At 35.9% G+C, this 15650-nt stretch carries 19 protein-coding genes; 7 read left to right on the top strand and 12 right to left on the bottom strand.

The features are described from left to right. Positions 1–87: 87 nt before the first annotated feature. The 5 genes from DRF61_RS09685 to DRF61_RS09705 form a co-directional block, all read right to left on the bottom strand. A complete protein-coding gene (locus tag DRF61_RS09685; protein WP_111956422.1) occupies positions 88–1161 on the bottom strand; it encodes a serine hydrolase domain-containing protein in 1074 nt (357 codons plus the stop codon). A gap of 93 nt (positions 1162–1254) precedes the next feature. Then, positions 1255–1593 (bottom strand): hypothetical protein, encoded by a 339-nt coding sequence (locus DRF61_RS09690; protein WP_111956424.1) that lies wholly within the window; start codon positions 1591–1593, stop codon positions 1255–1257. A gap of 23 nt (positions 1594–1616) precedes the next feature. Further along, positions 1617–1817, bottom strand: coding sequence for a YqaE/Pmp3 family membrane protein (locus DRF61_RS09695; protein WP_202974502.1), 201 nt, complete (start codon positions 1815–1817; stop codon positions 1617–1619). A gap of 140 nt (positions 1818–1957) precedes the next feature. Further along, positions 1958–3079 (bottom strand): lactonase family protein, encoded by a 1122-nt coding sequence (locus DRF61_RS09700; RefSeq protein WP_111956428.1) that lies wholly within the window; start codon positions 3077–3079, stop codon positions 1958–1960. Positions 3080–3149: 70 nt separating this feature from the next. Further along, positions 3150–3803, bottom strand: a complete 654-nt coding sequence (locus DRF61_RS09705) for an NAD(P)H-dependent oxidoreductase (RefSeq protein WP_111956430.1) — start codon at positions 3801–3803, stop codon at positions 3150–3152. 100 nt (positions 3804–3903) lie between these two features. Here DRF61_RS09705 and DRF61_RS09710 point away from each other — a divergent pair, with 100 nt between their 5' ends. Continuing rightward, positions 3904–4293, top strand: a complete 390-nt coding sequence (locus DRF61_RS09710) for a winged helix-turn-helix transcriptional regulator (protein WP_111956432.1) — start codon at positions 3904–3906, stop codon at positions 4291–4293. A gap of 53 nt (positions 4294–4346) precedes the next feature. Here DRF61_RS09710 and DRF61_RS09715 read toward each other — a convergent pair whose 3' ends face one another. After that, positions 4347–5171 carry an alpha/beta hydrolase gene (locus DRF61_RS09715; protein ID WP_111956434.1) on the bottom strand — a complete coding sequence of 275 codons (825 nt, stop codon included), beginning with the start codon at positions 5169–5171 and terminating at the stop codon, positions 4347–4349. A gap of 85 nt (positions 5172–5256) precedes the next feature. Here DRF61_RS09715 and DRF61_RS09720 point away from each other — a divergent pair, with 85 nt between their 5' ends. Beyond that, complete coding sequence (locus DRF61_RS09720) at positions 5257–5634, top strand: winged helix-turn-helix transcriptional regulator (RefSeq protein ID WP_111956436.1); 378 nt, start codon at positions 5257–5259, stop codon at positions 5632–5634. A 14-nt stretch (positions 5635–5648) separates the two neighbouring features. On the opposite strand, the gene DRF61_RS09725 is transcribed toward DRF61_RS09720, so the two are convergent. The 3 genes from DRF61_RS09725 to DRF61_RS09735 form a co-directional block, all read right to left on the bottom strand. Then, positions 5649–6008 carry a DUF1801 domain-containing protein gene (locus tag DRF61_RS09725; RefSeq protein WP_228452640.1) on the bottom strand — a complete coding sequence of 120 codons (360 nt, stop codon included), beginning with the start codon at positions 6006–6008 and terminating at the stop codon, positions 5649–5651. A gap of 72 nt (positions 6009–6080) precedes the next feature. Next, positions 6081–6383, bottom strand: a complete 303-nt coding sequence (locus tag DRF61_RS09730; protein ID WP_111956440.1) for a YciI family protein — start codon at positions 6381–6383, stop codon at positions 6081–6083. Positions 6384–6588: 205 nt separating this feature from the next. Then, positions 6589–8646, bottom strand: coding sequence for a M3 family metallopeptidase (locus DRF61_RS09735; protein ID WP_111956442.1), 2058 nt, complete (start codon positions 8644–8646; stop codon positions 6589–6591). A gap of 245 nt (positions 8647–8891) precedes the next feature. On the opposite strand from DRF61_RS09735, the gene DRF61_RS09740 reads away from it, so the two are divergent. From DRF61_RS09740 to rimM, 5 genes are all read left to right on the top strand, one after another. Beyond that, positions 8892–9422: an SRPBCC family protein gene (locus tag DRF61_RS09740; protein WP_111956444.1), complete on the top strand. Its 531-nt coding sequence runs from the start codon at positions 8892–8894 to the stop codon at positions 9420–9422. A 109-nt stretch (positions 9423–9531) separates the two neighbouring features. After that, complete coding sequence (locus DRF61_RS09745) at positions 9532–9981, top strand: hypothetical protein (RefSeq protein ID WP_111956896.1); 450 nt, start codon at positions 9532–9534, stop codon at positions 9979–9981. 182 nt (positions 9982–10163) lie between these two features. Next, entirely contained in the window at positions 10164–10676 is a 513-nt protein-coding gene (locus tag DRF61_RS09750) for a nitroreductase family protein (protein ID WP_111956446.1), read from the top strand. A 182-nt stretch (positions 10677–10858) separates the two neighbouring features. Continuing rightward, positions 10859–11422: a 30S ribosomal protein S16 gene (locus tag DRF61_RS09755; protein WP_111956448.1), complete on the top strand. Its 564-nt coding sequence runs from the start codon at positions 10859–10861 to the stop codon at positions 11420–11422. Between the two features lie 12 nt (positions 11423–11434). Continuing rightward, positions 11435–11977, top strand: a complete 543-nt coding sequence (rimM, locus tag DRF61_RS09760) for a ribosome maturation factor RimM (protein ID WP_111956450.1) — start codon at positions 11435–11437, stop codon at positions 11975–11977. 176 nt (positions 11978–12153) lie between these two features. Here the strand turns inward: rimM and DRF61_RS09765 are convergent, their stop codons facing one another. The 3 genes from DRF61_RS09765 to DRF61_RS09775 form a co-directional block, all read right to left on the bottom strand. Beyond that, a complete protein-coding gene (locus tag DRF61_RS09765) occupies positions 12154–13803 on the bottom strand; it encodes a serine hydrolase domain-containing protein (RefSeq protein WP_111956452.1) in 1650 nt (549 codons plus the stop codon). A gap of 66 nt (positions 13804–13869) precedes the next feature. Next, entirely contained in the window at positions 13870–14673 is an 804-nt protein-coding gene (locus DRF61_RS09770) for a helix-turn-helix domain-containing protein (RefSeq protein ID WP_111956454.1), read from the bottom strand. A gap of 1 nt (position 14674) precedes the next feature. After that, a complete protein-coding gene (locus tag DRF61_RS09775; protein ID WP_111956456.1) occupies positions 14675–15601 on the bottom strand; it encodes an XRE family transcriptional regulator in 927 nt (308 codons plus the stop codon). Positions 15602–15650 lie beyond the last annotated feature (49 nt).

A 15650-nucleotide genomic window follows, 5' to 3' on the forward strand; every position in this document is an offset into this window, starting at 1 on the left:
TTCGTCATTGGGTATACAAATTTATTTGCTTTTTCAGATCTGCGTATTCGTATACAGTCTGGTTTCCAGAATCTTTTGTAAAAACAATTATTTTTTTACTGACTGTAATGCAATTTTTGCCATATTTCTGGTCATTTCCGTTGGCGAGTGGCAGTCACAGTTACTGAGTCCAATAACATACATATCTTCACTGGGAATATATACCCCCATACTTTTAAACCCAAAAATACTTCCGCCATGCTCCCTGTCCGGAGTTCCATTGATGTCTTTAAGATGCCATCCGTAACCGTAAGTGAACTCTTCTCCGTTGTTTAATTTATACTTCTGGAAGGCTTTTTTTGTTTCTATTTGATTAAGAAGCACATTTTGGTTCAAAGCCTTTTGCCATTTCAGCATATCATCCACAGTTGACATTAAAGAGCCGGATGAAAAAGGAACACTGAAGTTGATGACTGTTCTGTTGACAAATCCCTGTTCTTTTTGGTGGTATCCATATGCTCTTTTTGGAATAAGCTGACGGTCGGTGGCATAGTAAGAATGAACCATGCCCGCTTTTTCAAAGATATTTTTTTTAATGAAATCTTCATAAGTCTGGCCTGATACCTGTTCAATAATATATCCTAGCACCACATATCCCGAATTATTGTATTCAAATTTTTCTCCGGGCGCAAAATCTACCGGTTCGTTTTTGAAAAAATCTACCATCATGGCGGGCTTCATTTCTTTCTGTGCAATCGTAGACAGAGCTTTCATTTTTGTAAAATCCTTGATTCCTGAAGTATGGGTTAGCAGATGGTGGATCGTGATTTTGTCTCCTGAAGGATATTCCTTGATGTATTTTGAAATAGGATCATTGACGTTTAATTTTCCCTGCTGTTCCAGCATAAGAATAGCTACCGATGTAAATTGCTTAGTCATGGAACCAAGCTGGAAAACATTTTCAGGATTCATATTGACATTCAGTTCCAGATTGGCCTTTCCAAAAGCTTTACGGTAAATGGTTTTTCCTTTATGAGAAACCATAAATACACCTCCGGGTCCGTTTGGGTCATTGAATTCAGTAGCAATTAAACTGTCTAGTTTCTTTTCATAGGTTTGTGCGCTGATATTGCAAAAAAGCAAAAGAAATGCTAGTACTGAAAATAATTTTTTAGTAATCATAATTATTATTTTGTAATGCAAAGATATAATATATTTCCATTACTATGTTATACTTTATAGTGATTAATAAAAAAATGACCAATGCGGTCATTTTTATTTTCTGTAGAGCGTTACAGCTTTGTTTTTATTCTTCGAAACTTGTAGCTTCAAGCGTAATTTTTTGGGTTTTATTTTTATGATTTTAAATATTGTATCAGAATCAGGTCCGCGTTTTTTATCATACTTAAGGGTCAGAATTTGTTTTTTTATGGAGTAAGTGCCCAGTCCGATAAGATCAATGTCGGCCTTGGTAAGCTGCTCAAAGCGGTTGTCCGGAAGCAGCGTTAAACATGATCTTTCTGTTTTTGTGCAGTATTTTCCAGTTTCAATAACCCGAGAAAAAAAGGTGTTAAAAAAGAAGATGAGTAAAGATGTACAAATTATTTTTTTCATAAAAATGAATGGTGTACTGCTGTTTATCTTTGATTTTGTTTGATCGTGCGAATGAGTTTTTCATTGCGTCGGTCTGCTCTTGCACTGTTTAAGGATAAAGCAGCCCAGATGGCAGCAGGAAGCCAGCCAATGACAGTGATTTGCAAAATTAAACAGATGATTCCGGTAAGAATTTTACCCCTGACCATGAAAGACAGAAAAGGAAGTAGGATTGCTAGTAACATGATTTTAAGTTTTGATGATATTTTTTATTGGGTTTTCTGATTTATAAGTATCAATGCAATCCTATTTGTTACTAAATCATAAAATAATGAATCTGAATAAATAAAACTAAAAGCAATGAATTCAGAGATTTTTTTTTGAATTAATACTTTCTGATTTTCACACTGGAAACCCTATCAATTTTTGTTCTTCCTCCCACTTTTTTTAATAAACCAGTTTCAGGGTTACGCCTAAATACAAAAACATTTCCGGTGGCTGCATTGGTTACAATTAAAAATTTTCCGGTCTCATCCATATCAAAAACTCTTAACTGTTTCCCGAAAGTCGGCTGATAACCAATGTTTTTTAATGTTCCGTCTTCAAGGATTGAAAAAATAGCGATATTATTTTCGTATCCGCGGTTGGAAGCGTATAGAAATTTACCATCCGGGGAAATGTGAATATCAGAACTTTCAAACTCCTCTTTGTATTGGTCTGTATGTGCATTAATTATCTGAATACTTTCCATACCGGAGTTTTCATACCGATAGGCATTGATAGTTCCGGATAACTCATTGATACAATAGGCAAATTTTCCGTTGGGATGAAAGGTAAAGTGCCTTGGCCCACTTCCTAATGCGGATTGTATGTACGGTTGATTTGCCAGTTGAAGAGGCTCTGTTTTATCAGTATCAAACCTATAAAACCTGATTTTATCGGCACCGAGATCCGGTAAAAACAGCTGCTTGAAATCCGGAGAAAAAACAGCTGCATGGATATGCGACCTGTCCTGTCTTCCTTTATTGATACTTCCCTCTGAAAACTGAAAATTCTGTACATATGGATGTATCGTTCCATCTTCAGACAATGGATATACAGAAACGCTGCCTTCGGTATAATTGGAATTAACTAACCATTTACCATTTTTATGAACAGTTACGTAGACTGGATTTTCACCACCGCTTTTCTGGCTGTTTATAAAAGTAAGTGTTTCATCTTTAGGGTTGAATTTAAAGCTGCTGACACTTCCTGCATTGGGCGTTTTACTCTCTGTACATACAAAAATGTTTTGACCGTTTGGGGATACAGTCAGAAATGATGGATTTAAAATTCCTTTTACAAAAGTTACTTTGGATAATCTTCCTTTTATGATGTCCAATTTGTACACATACAATCCTTCTGTTGTTTTATTCCTGTTAAATGAACCAAAAAAGACGTATGTTTTTTGAGAATATAAATGGATGGAAGTTAAAAATAGGATTATTAGGCTTAGTGTATTTTTCAATTTTTCGGATGTATTATGGTGGTGGGCTTTATGGCCAATACAAATGTACTATTTCAATCCGGTTGTTTTTTTAATCCTTCATGATTTCCTCCTCAATATTGATTAATCTTTTTGACCAGGTATCTAATACACTTTCCCTCTCCTTTTCAGTAAGTCGCTCTACGGAATAAACTACTTCCGGCTGTACCACTGAAAAGCCAAGAAACTCGAGAATTCCGCGATGTATTGGAAACAAGATTGAATTTATATGTCCATATCTGTCATCTACATAATTTTTTTTAGGACCGCCGGTCGTCACAGAGAGCATTGCTTTTTTCCCTGCCGAAAATCCATTGTCAAAAATTTTTCCGTTATCATAGAATTTCCCCATTGTAAAAACCTTGTCGATCCAGCCTTTTAAGATGGCAGGGACCGAAAACCAATACAAAGGAAACTGCCAGATCATCATTTCACACCATTCGATTTTTTCCTGTTCAGATATAATATCCGGCATGAATGTAGACTGCTGTAAGGCAAATACCTCTTCGTCCTGCTGTTTGAAATAATCTGTATTTTTTAACCGGGTGAAATTTCCTTTTCCGCTTACAGGCTGGTAGTTATCTTGATATAAGTTAGTTGTTTTGACTTCGTGGCCTTCATTTTCTAAAGTGCTGATCGCAGTGTTGAACATAGCTGCATTGAAACTTTTTTCTTCAGGATGAGCAAGAATAATTAGTATTTTCATTTTTTCTAAATTTGTACTATAATTAATTGAGTTACAAAATTATTTTTAGTACACTGAATATGCAATAACTATCTAAACAGATAGGCTAAATAACATTAAAATGAAAACAGAATGCATTGGGGATCATGTGAAATTGAAAGGGAAAATATATCCTTGTACAGTAAGCCTTACCATGGATTTGGTAGGTGGAAAGTGGAAAGCAGTTATACTTTACCATTTGAAAGACGAATCTAAAAGATATAGCGAACTTCGTAAAGAGCTGGCAACAGTTACCGAAATGACGTTGAGCTTACAGTTAAAGCAATTAGAAAAAGACGGTTTAGTATCAAGAAAAGTTTTTGGTAAAAAACCGCCTATTAAAGTAATGTACAGTTTAACAGATCTTGGAAAAACTTTTATCCCTGTTTTAGAGGCAATTACAGAATGGGGCAACCAGGTTGTTGTGAAAAATGGTGAATTTATAAATGTCCAGGAGAAAGAACCTGATTAACTTTTACTTTTAATCTATTGATTTTAAGTCATTTTTCACCCGCTTTTGGTTCACTATCTTATCAAATGCTGCTGGAAATATACGAAATGATGCTCAATAGACCTGCTCCAGTACTCCGTATTATGGTCACCCGGCTGGCTGATAAAAGTTACCGGGATTTTCAGACTTTCGGTTTGGTGTTTCAAACTGATGGAATTTGAATATAAAATGTCTTCTGTTCCGCAGTCAAAAATAAAGGCTCTTTTAAAATCCGGATGCTGTTTCAAAAGAGTAGATATACTGAATTGATTCCAATTTGTGGTTTTCGGATTACCCAACTTTTTTGTCAGGTCCTCTGGCATTCTGTTGTTCTGCCAGAATTGCTGGCTTACCTTCTGGAAATTCAGATAATCAATTTCCAGGGCTCCGCTTGTGGAACCCGCTGTATTAAAGTAATCAGGATGTAAAATAAAATACCGCAAGGCACCGTAACCACCCATGCTTAAACCGCTGATGAAGATATTCTTATCATCAATATTAAATGAATGATGTACTTTCGGAACTAATTCTTTGAAGAAAAAATCTTCATACTGCGAACCTTTGTTGATCGGGCTATTGATGTAATAAGAGGTAAAACCGTCGGGAGTAACAATAATAAAACCGTATTGATCGGCCATTTTCTGTAAATCTGTAGTTTGCGACCATTGTTTGTAATTTTCGCTGTAACCGTGTAAAAGATACACCAAAGGAAATTTTTCTGTTTTATTATATGCCTTTGGCTTAAAAACCAGAATGGTGTCTGGTTGTGCTAAATATTCAGATTTTATAATCCATTTTTCCTGTGCTTTTAATGAAATTGCAGTCAATAATCCAATGATCGTAAAAATTACTTTGCTCATATTTTGTATTTTTATTGCAAAATTCGGCAAGCAATTTGTCGTATACAATAACGAACAAAATTGTGAGCTGTTAAAATGATGAGTTATGCGTAAAGAAAATTCCACCAATGCAATAAATGAGCAGTTCTTATTTCAAGTCTGTGAATTAAATTCAGCAATAGCAATGATTGGCGGCCGTTGGAAGTCACAAATTGTTTATTCTATTTCACAGGGAAACAACCGCTTTCATTTGCTGAAAAAGGAGCTGCCGAATATTTCTGAGCAGGTTTTGAGCAGGCAACTCAAAGAATTGGAAACACACGCAGTAATTGTCAAGAAAGAAATTCCCGAAACTGTTCCTATTGGGGTTAAGTATGTTTTGACCAATAAAGGTCAGGACTTAGTTCCTATTCTGGAAAGCCTTTGCGATTGGGGAAAAACGTATGCTGAGGGTAAAGAAATTTCAGTTTGTTCTTTGTTGTAGTTTTTGTGATGGTGTTACTTTGCCTCAAATCCATCCCGTATGGCTGCTTCAAGCACGTTAATGTTGATATCTTTTAAAGCCTTGAACTTAATGCAATACCCGGTCACGCTCGCCTTACCGATTGTTTTTCCATATGTTTCAGCTAAGTAAGCCTTATCCTTGATGCTAAGGATATAAACGGAAATTCCGGTTGTGTTTGCACTGAGCCCGATTTGATAAAACTCTTTGATTTTTCCATCAGCATAGTGTATGGTGTGAAGTCCATAGCCAATGTTAGGATTGGCAACAGTTTTACCTTCATCGTTTTTACCATCCAAGAACCATAGTTTACATCCTGGCATGATTTCCTGAATGATGCGGTGCAGCTCTTGCATGTCACTTCGTTTTGGCTCAGACTGACTGGTGATATATTCTTTGATGTATTCCTGTATGTTCATATAAAATCACTATGTAAAATCCTTCGGCACTACAGCCTTCATTGGGAAATATTCATATGTATTTATTTCTCCTGCCGGGTCATTGACAATGAAGTCTTTTAACTCTTGTTCATTTTCTACCGCTATAACTCCCAATCCGTAAATTTCTTTTGGGTCCATAACAGGTCCGAAAGCATATACTTTTCCTTGCTGCATTTTTTCTGTCCAGTAAGCAACATGTTCCATCATAATTGCCCTTTCATGGTCTGTCATGGTCGTAGCAAAGTCAGGTCTTGAGGGGTTTAAATAAACTGCATAAAATTGTTTTTCCATATTGTTTTTTTATTATCATCCATTATATTCTAACAGGCCCTGTTTTTTTATTTTTAAGGCTATATATTCAGGCGAATTTATACATTTTTATAGAGATTTAAATTAAAATTCAGAATGAAACACTTGTTTTTACTCTATGGTTCAGGTTTAAACAAAAAAAGAACAGCTATTCACTGTTCTTTTTATAAATTAATTAATATATTGATTATCCAAACGCCCTTTTCAACAAACTCTCCACTTTTGGCTCACTTCCTCTGAAACTCTTATACAACTCCATCGGATCCTTTGTTCCGCCGGAAGAAAGAAGAACTTTATATTTTGCAGCAGTTTCAGGATTGAAAATTCCGGTCTCTTTAAAATATTGGAATGCATCTGCATCCAGAACTTCTGCCCATTTGTAAGAATAATAGCCGGCAGAATATCCACCCTGGAAAATATGAGAGAAACTTGGACTCATAGCGGTTTCAGGATTAACAGGATAAAGTGTTGTTGCCTTTGTATATTTATCCTCAAAAGCCTTCACGCTTTCACCTTCTAATTCTTCAACTTTTGTATGATAGTTCATATCCAGAAGTCCAAAACCAAGTTGCCTCATGGTTTGGTAACCTTCCATGAAATTTTTAGACTGTTCAATCTTTTCGATCTTTTCATCCGGAAGAACTTCGCCTGTTTTATAATGTTTGGCAAATGTTTTTAAAAACTCAGGCTCGTAGCAGAAATTTTCCAGAAACTGAGATGGAAGTTCTACAAAATCCCATTTCACAGAAGTTCCGGAAAGACCTGGATATTGTGTATCTGCCATCATCCCATGAAGCGCATGCCCGAATTCGTGAAATAAGGTTGTCACTTCCTGGAATGTCAGTAGACTTGGGGTATCTTTTGTTGGCTTGCTGAAATTGCAGACAATAGAAATATGCGGCCGGGAGTTTTCGCCGTCTTTTTTATACTGATTTTTATAGCTGGTCATCCATGCTCCGGCTCTTTTGCCTTTTCTTGGAAAATAGTCTACATAAAGCAATGCTTTGAACTTCTTTTCAGGCTGCTCTTTTCCATCTTCCACCTTCACACTTCCAGCCTCAAAAACCTCATATACTTTCACATCTTCATGGTATTTCGGAATATCATTTCTTTCCTCAAAACTAAGTCCGAAAAGTTTTCCTGCCAGGCCGAAAACAGCTTCCTGTACCTGGTTCAAAGGGAAATACGGCTTCAGTTCTTCATCATTAAAATCATATTTCTGTTTTCTCAGCTTTTCTGCGTAGAAAGTATGATCATATCCCTGCAATTCATCTATTCCGTCTGCTTTGGCAAGGGATTTCAGCTCTTCAATCTCTTTATCTGCATAAGGCTTTGCTTTCGTTAAAAGTTCATTTAAAAAATCAAAAACTTTTGCCGGAGATTTTGCCATTCTTTCTTCGAGAACATAATCTGCATAATTCTGATAGCCTAATAATTCAGCTTTCTGCTGCTTTAACTGCAGAAGCTCCTTGATGAGCTCCTGATTGTCAAATTCTCCACCGTCAAAAGATTTTTTACCATTGGCCAGAGCAATTTCCCTTCTCAGCTCACGGTTTTCAGCATAGGTCATGAATGGAATATAGCTTGGATACTGTAATGTAACCACCCAGCCTTCCAGTTCCCTTTCTTTTGCTTCATCAGCATATTGCTCAAGGATGGCTTCCGGAATTCCTACGAGCTCTTCTTTATTGGTAATATGTTTAAAATAAGAATTGGTAGATGCTAAAACATTCTGCCCGAACTGAAGTGACTTCAAAGACAGATCCATATTGATCTTCTGCAGCTTTTCTTTATCCTCCTCATTCAGCAGAGCGCCACTTCTTACAAAACCTTTATAAGTTTCGTTCAACAGCATTTTTTGTTCTTCATTCAGATGGTATTTTTCTTTTTCGTCGTATACTTTTTTAATCTTACTGAAAAGAGCTTCATTTTGAGAGATCTTTGAAGAATATTCGGTTAAAAGCGGAGAAACTTCCTGGGCGATCTTTTGAATTTCGTCACTTGTTTCTGCAGAATTTAAATTGAAAAAAATATTTGAGACCACATCCAGCTGCTCACCTGAATAAGCCAATGCTTCAATGACATTCTCAAAAGTAGGTGCCTCGGGATTGCTGACAATAGCATTGATTTCGTCTTCAGATTTTTTGATCAGTTCCGTAAAAGCAGGAAGAAAATCTTCATTTTTAATGCCGTTAAAAGGCGCTGCATGATATGGTGTATTGAATTTCTCTGTTAAAATATTCATTTTTCGATTTTTATATGAAAGGTAAATTTAATGATTCATTGGGAATCAGAGCTGAAATCCACAAAAATAATGCCCGGATATCGAGATGTGACAAAAAAACTTTATCTTTAATAATCTTGTCATATGAAAAGAGCCGGCGAGGGTGGAATGACTAATTTTGAAAACAGGAATTATAAACTTTGGACAGCTATTAAACTGCTAGAGTTAAAAAATTAAGACAAAATAACTCAAAATAATCAAAAACTATGAAAACACTCTTAAAAATCCTTGGCGTAATCATCCTTTTAGCTGTAGTATATGCAATTATTGCACTGCTGGTTTTCGATAAAAATTATCACTTTGAGAAATCAGTCGTGATCAATGCACCGAAAGAAAAAGTGTGGCAGCATGTTGGCTCATTAAAAGAATACAATGTCTGGGATCCTTTTTCTAAAGCGGACAAGGATATCGTAATTACCTATTCCGGAGCCGGCGACAAAGTGGGAGATTCCTACCACTGGAAAGGGAATGATCAGGTAGGAGAGGGCGAGCAGTCCATCACTGAAATTGTACCCAATGAAAAATTAATTACAAAACTTCATTTTATCAAACCTTTTGAAAGCGATGCTAAAACTGCTTTTGTGTTAACTCCTGACGGAAACGGAACCAAAGTAACCTGGGCAATTGATTATGAACTGACTACCATGATGAAGATCATGAAACCTATGATGGATATGAATATGAAAAAGATGTTTGACCAAGGGTTGGGAAATCTTAAAAAGATTGCTGAAAAATAATAAAGATATAAGCCTTGTAGAAATGCAAGGCTTTTTTTGGACCACACATTTTATTATCCGGGCTCAGGTTATTTTAAAAAATTATTATCTTTATGTAAAGATTAGATTCATGGAGAAGATCGTATTTGAAAAAAGTGATATAAGAAATTATGTGAAAACAGTTATTTCTGAAAAAATAGAAAAACTTAAAAATTTTATCGAGTTTACCCTGGAAGCAAGCCGTGATATTAAAAAGACCCCAAAATATGACAGTATGAGGGAGGAAATGCAGGAAGAAATTTATCAGATGCAACGTCAGCTGGGTGCTTTGAATGATCTTAAAAGAAATATGTCAAAAGTTCTGAACACTTCTACAGAAAAGATACAGCTGGGTTCCCTGGTAATTACTAACAAAGCCCGTTTCTATATTTCGGTTTCATTGGGAGAATTCTTTTATGAAGGCGACCGTTTTTACGCTATTTCCCCGGAAAGCCCTATGGCTAACAAAATGATGGGAATGAAATCCGGTGATGCTTTTACATTGAATAATATCCACCAGAAGATTGTAGAGGTGATTTGATTGGGAATAGAAGAGCTAAGAATCAAAATGCCAGATAATTTGTAAACTCAGATACCCTCAAACTTTCAAATCCTTTCATTTCTATTCACGAATTATAAAATGAACAGAAAACAAAATTTACTGTTGAAAAATCAGGCATAAATCAATAGAATGCATTCAATTACATATTGTAAATTTGCAGTATGAATCATGCAGAAATTTTAAAACAAATCATAGAGCAGAGGAGAAGCATCTTTCCAAAAGATTATTCTGAAACGGAAATATCCCAGGAAATCCTGGATGAAATTCTACACTCCGCAACCTTAGCCCCTAATCATAAACGTACAAAACCGTGGCGTTTTAAGATTTTTAAAGGAGAGGAAAAAGCAAAATTGGCTTCAGAAATGCAAGCTATTTACAAAGCAACACAACCCGAACAGACTTTTTTGGAGAAGAAATATCAGGACATTGGTTTTAAAATCAATAAAGCAGATGCTGTTGTTTCCATTGTGGTCAATTTCAGTGGTATGGTTCCGGAATGGGAAGAGATTGCTGCTGTTTCCATGGCAGTTCAGAATATGTACCTTACCTGTACAGCCAATAATATAGGCTGTTACTGGAGTTCTCCCGCTATTATAAACCACCTTAAAGAATCTTTAACCATTGAGGAAAACCAGAAATGTCTGGGACTTTTTTATATGGGAAAAGTAGATTAAAGTAACTATATAAAAGTTGGATAATTTACCAATGAATTCCTAGTTTAAGAGAACCAAAAAACACTGTTATATTGCTAGATTGATAAATTGTTACATTTAATAATTGTTGGATAAAATTTTTTATATATCTTTGCACTCTTAAATATTTAACTGGGACGAGTTCCCATAAAATTCACAACATTATGTCAGTAAAAATCAGATTACAAAGACACGGTAAAAAAGGTAAGCCTTTCTTCCACATCGTGGTTGCAGATTCTAGAGCTAGAAGAGATGGTAGATTCATCGAGAAGCTAGGAACTTACAACCCAATTACTAACCCTGCAACTATCGATTTGAACGTTGATTCTGCTGTAAAGTGGTTAAACAACGGTGCTCAGCCAACTGATACTGCAAGAGCGATCCTTTCTTATAAAGGTGCCCTTTACAAAAAACACTTACAAGGTGGTGTTGCTAAAGGAGCTTTTGACGAAGCTGAAGCTGAAAAAAGATTCAATGCTTGGGTAGAATCTAAAGAACAAAAAGTACAAGGTAAAGTAGAAGGTTTATCTAAAGCTCAGGCTGACGCTAAGAAAGCTGCTTTAGAAGCTGAAGCTAAAGTAAACGAAGCCAGAGTTGCTGCTGCTGCACAAGCTGAGGCTGATGCTAAAGCTGCTGAAGAAGCTGCTAACGCACCTGCTGAAGAAGTTGCTGAAGCTACAGAAGGAGAAGCTCCTGCTGCTGAAACTGAAGAAAACACTGAAGCTTAAGAATACCCCTGTATGCGTAAAGAAGATTGCTATTTATTAGGAAAAATCACACGCAGACATGGCCTTGCGGGAAATGTTATCCTTAAACTGGATACCGACCAGCCCGAGCTTTACAATAAATTGGAATCAATATTCGTTGAAATCAACGGATTATTGGTTCCATTTTTTATTGCCAAATCGGCATGGAGTAAAAATGATGCTCTGAATCTTGCCTTTAAAAACTCTTCCGAAGCATTAGTAGACCAATCTTTAGGGAAAAACGTCTACTTACCGCTTGCTACCCTACCAAAACTTTCAGGAAAGCAGTTTTATTATCATGAGATCATCGGATTCGATATCCTTGATGAAAACGATAAAGAATGCGGTGTGATAAGATCTGTAAATGACCAGACTGCCCAAAACTATTTCGTGACCAATCTGGACGGAAAAGAAGTGGTAATTCCGATCATCAAAGACTGGATCCTTGAGGTGAACCGGGAAGAAAGATTCATCAAAATGCAGCTTCCGGAAGGACTTATCGATGTCTTTTTAGTTTCTTCTAAAAAAGACGAATAATCAGCTTCTCAGATAATAGATCTGAAACTTACCCTCTTTCAATTTACTTCCTGAAAAATATTTCTCCGCTTTGATTTGTATAGGATCAGACGCGAATCTTTCTCCAATTTTATACATCCTATAAATACTATAATTAATCAGGTCATACTTCCGGGAAAACTATGGGAGACTATTACTCATTGTTTATTATTAATGGCCGGAAGCAAATACTCCTGAACAATTTTTTCTACCTGTATATGGGCATAAGGTCTGTTGTAAGCTTTTGCTGTAATTACGATCACAATAGGGATTTCTGTAAATATGATAATCTTGTTACCACCGTTTCCACTGGATTGGTAGGCTTCAAAATTCTGGGTTCCCACTTTATAGATTTTTCTCCAGAATAAATAGCCATACCCTTCAAAATCATGATCATTCGGAAAATAATTAGTGAAAGATTTCTTGATCCAGTTTTTGTCAATGATATTTTTGCCGTTCCATATTCCGTTATTTTTATAAAGCTGCCCGAATTTTGCAAAATCCAATGCTCTCATACGAAGTCCACCAGCCAGAGAAGGCTTCTGCTGTGGGGTAAACTGCCATTTGTAATTCGTGATTCCAAGAGGTTGAAATAACTTTTTCTCAGCATAATTTTCAAGGCCTTTAGGAACTTTTTTATCTAAAATATCTCCGGTCAGTACCACACCTGAAGTGAAATAATTCCAGGTTTTTCCGGGCTTGTTTTGTGTTGTAGGCAGATCCAGCGCAAACTTCACCCAGTTCTCTGTAGGATACATATTTTCCTCATTGCCGGGAGAGCTTTCGTCTGCATCATTTCCGTCAAATCCGGAACTCATCGTCAGCAGGCTTTTGATAGTAATGCTATCTTTTCGAGGCGAATAATTTTTGAATTGCTTCAGATCATAAAATTCTTTCAGCATTTGATTTTCACTTTTAAAATATCCGTCATTAATGGCAATACCCATCAGAGCTGATGCAAAAGACTTTCCTACAGAACGCGTGTCCTGCAAAGAATCTCTTCCGGACTGGCTGAAATATTCTTCCAAAAGAAGCTTTTCATTTTTGATGACCACAATACTGGTGATATCTCTGAACCTGTTTTCTGCAATTTTTGTATTTAAAAGCCTGATTTTTTCCTGATCCAATTTTTCATCAGACACTTTCCAGCCGCTGTTAGGTTGTATCTTTTGAATGGCAATTTGCTGCTCCGAGCTATTTTTGTGAGGAACTGTTACGTGAATTTCACCTGCAGCAATAGTATTTCCAACTTTTAAGGATGAAGTTTTTAAATAAGGTTTAACTTCAATTTTCAAAACATGATTTCCTTCCTCCAGGGCATCAATTCCGCCATTACCCAGATAAAATCTCATCCACATATATTTTCCCCACGAATCTTCATTTTTTGAACTTAATAGAGGAATTCTAAAGGTAGTTTTCTTTTTTTTATCTTCTGAAATTCCTGCTCCGGTATTCAGATTTTCAGTGTAGATCAGCTTTTCGTCAACATAGAAACTGAATTGATAATTCCCTTTTTTCAGTAATTCATCTGGTGATAAAGAGGAATCAAGCTGATGTAAATAATTAACCAAAGAATTGTCCATAAAAATACGGATGTCAAGGTCTTTATCTTCCTGAAATACTATTGTTTTGAGAAAATCAGATTCTTTTATCTGGTCTGGAGAGACTGTTTTATCCAGGAAAACAATTTTGTTGATGTATTTTTTATGCAGAGGATGTATGATGGTGTCGGGGGCTATACTATTTTTGGACTGTCCTGAAGAGAGTCCGAAACTAAGAAGCAAAACAAACAGTAGAATAGATTTCATTTTGATATTTTATCTAAGCAAAAATATAAAGTCGTCCTTAGAAAAAATAGAACGAAATTAACATTGTTATTTCTTGAGAAGGTTTTTATACTGTAACGGGGTAATTCCTGTATTTTCTTTGAATGATCTGATGAAATGACTTTGATCTGCAAAACCGCATTCCAGAGCTACTTCAGCTAAAGACGGATAGGTGTTGAGAAGTGTTATAGATTTATTGATCTTCAGTTTTCTTATATATTCTCCTAAATTGCAATGAAAATGTTTCTGGAAATCCCGGCTCAAATGAACCGGATGTATATCTATAGTTTTAGAAAGATCTGTCAGGTTCAGTTTTTCCGTAAAGCTTTCATGGAGTATTTCATCAATTTTGTTTACCCAGCTTGGTTTTTTATCAGAGTTCTGAGCCCTATCGGATAGTTCGCTGAAAATGTTGAATAAAAGCTCATGAACAGAAAGTTCAAAAGACGGATCATTCAATTTCGTTTCTCTGAAAATCCTGTACATTAATAGTTTTAAAGCCGGATTTTTCAAATTAAAGCTTCCTTCAATAGAATTTTTTGAAATCTGAAATTGTTCAAACCAGTTTTCAGTAATTTCAAGATGAAATCCTCTTGTAAAGATATCTGGTTTGATGTTGTAATGGGCATCTTCCCAATGATGATAAAGCAGCGTTCCGGCGGGACAGTCATAAGTTTCTTTTTTGTTTCCTTCTGTCATATTTCCCTGCAGCATAAAAGTGAAATAAGCATTTTCATGATAGTGCCAGTCGACGTAAGGATGCGTGTATTCCGTATCCGTAATAGTTAGTCCATCGAAACGCAGGGTTTCATTGGTCTTTCCGAAAAATTCACCATTATGGAGGCTTTTCATATTATAGTTTTTGTTTTAAATTTTCAACCTGCTCATACATTTTATTGAAAAATATTTTTCTGTCGCGGTTTCCGGAAGTGTTCAGAGACTTTGAATTTTTAATCTGATGCTCAAAATAATTTATCGCTTCACCACAGGTTTTCTCATCATTTATCAAAATATACCCAAACATATTCACAGGTATAGCAAAAAGGGATTGGTGCGGATGGTGAAAAAAAATGTCATTGGAAAGATGCATCAGTTCGTTTTCATACAGGTGAAACTTTGGATTGTTTTCGGTCTTCTGTTCAATGTACTCTATAAGTTCTTTGAGCTCTTGCAGAATAATTTCACCTTCATTTTTTCGTAAAAGTCCGGTTTCGTAATAAAATAAAATCTGTTGCAAAATACTGGATATGGTCCTGTCATTCCACAGTTCCACTATGTTTTGTGCTTCGTATTTTTTCTTGAGCTCCTGTGTGTTGGATTCAAAATAAGGAGGAGAGAACTGCAAAAAGGGAACGAAAACCTGTTTCGCGTTAAGCAGATTCATCCAGACATAAATTTTAAAACGGGAGAGTAAAGTATCTGAAAGCGTATAGAAAAAAGGAATATCTTTCGCAGAATAATAGATGGTCATTTCATCAGAAAGCGGCAGGTTTTCAAAGATGCTGAGATTATTCTGGAAGAATGACTGCAAGTCTTCTGTTTCGTTCACCACTGAGGTTTTCTGAACCACAATCTGTTGATCTGAGGTGATAAATTGATTGAGGGAAATCTGATAAAACCTGGCCAGTTCCAAAGCTTCTTCAAAACTGAATTTAGCCTTCATAGATGTCCTTCTGTGTGCCGCATCATAACTTATATTGAGGATATTGGCAATCTCATCATTTAAAGATTTGTTACCAATTTTTCTGCGGATTTCCTTAAGTAAAAGTTCCTGATACATGTTTTTGTGATTTTCACAAATATACTTCTTTATTTTAATTTTTTTTCGC

Source organism: Chryseobacterium lathyri (genome assembly GCF_003290185.1).
GTDB lineage: Bacteria > Bacteroidota > Bacteroidia > Flavobacteriales > Weeksellaceae > Chryseobacterium > Chryseobacterium lathyri.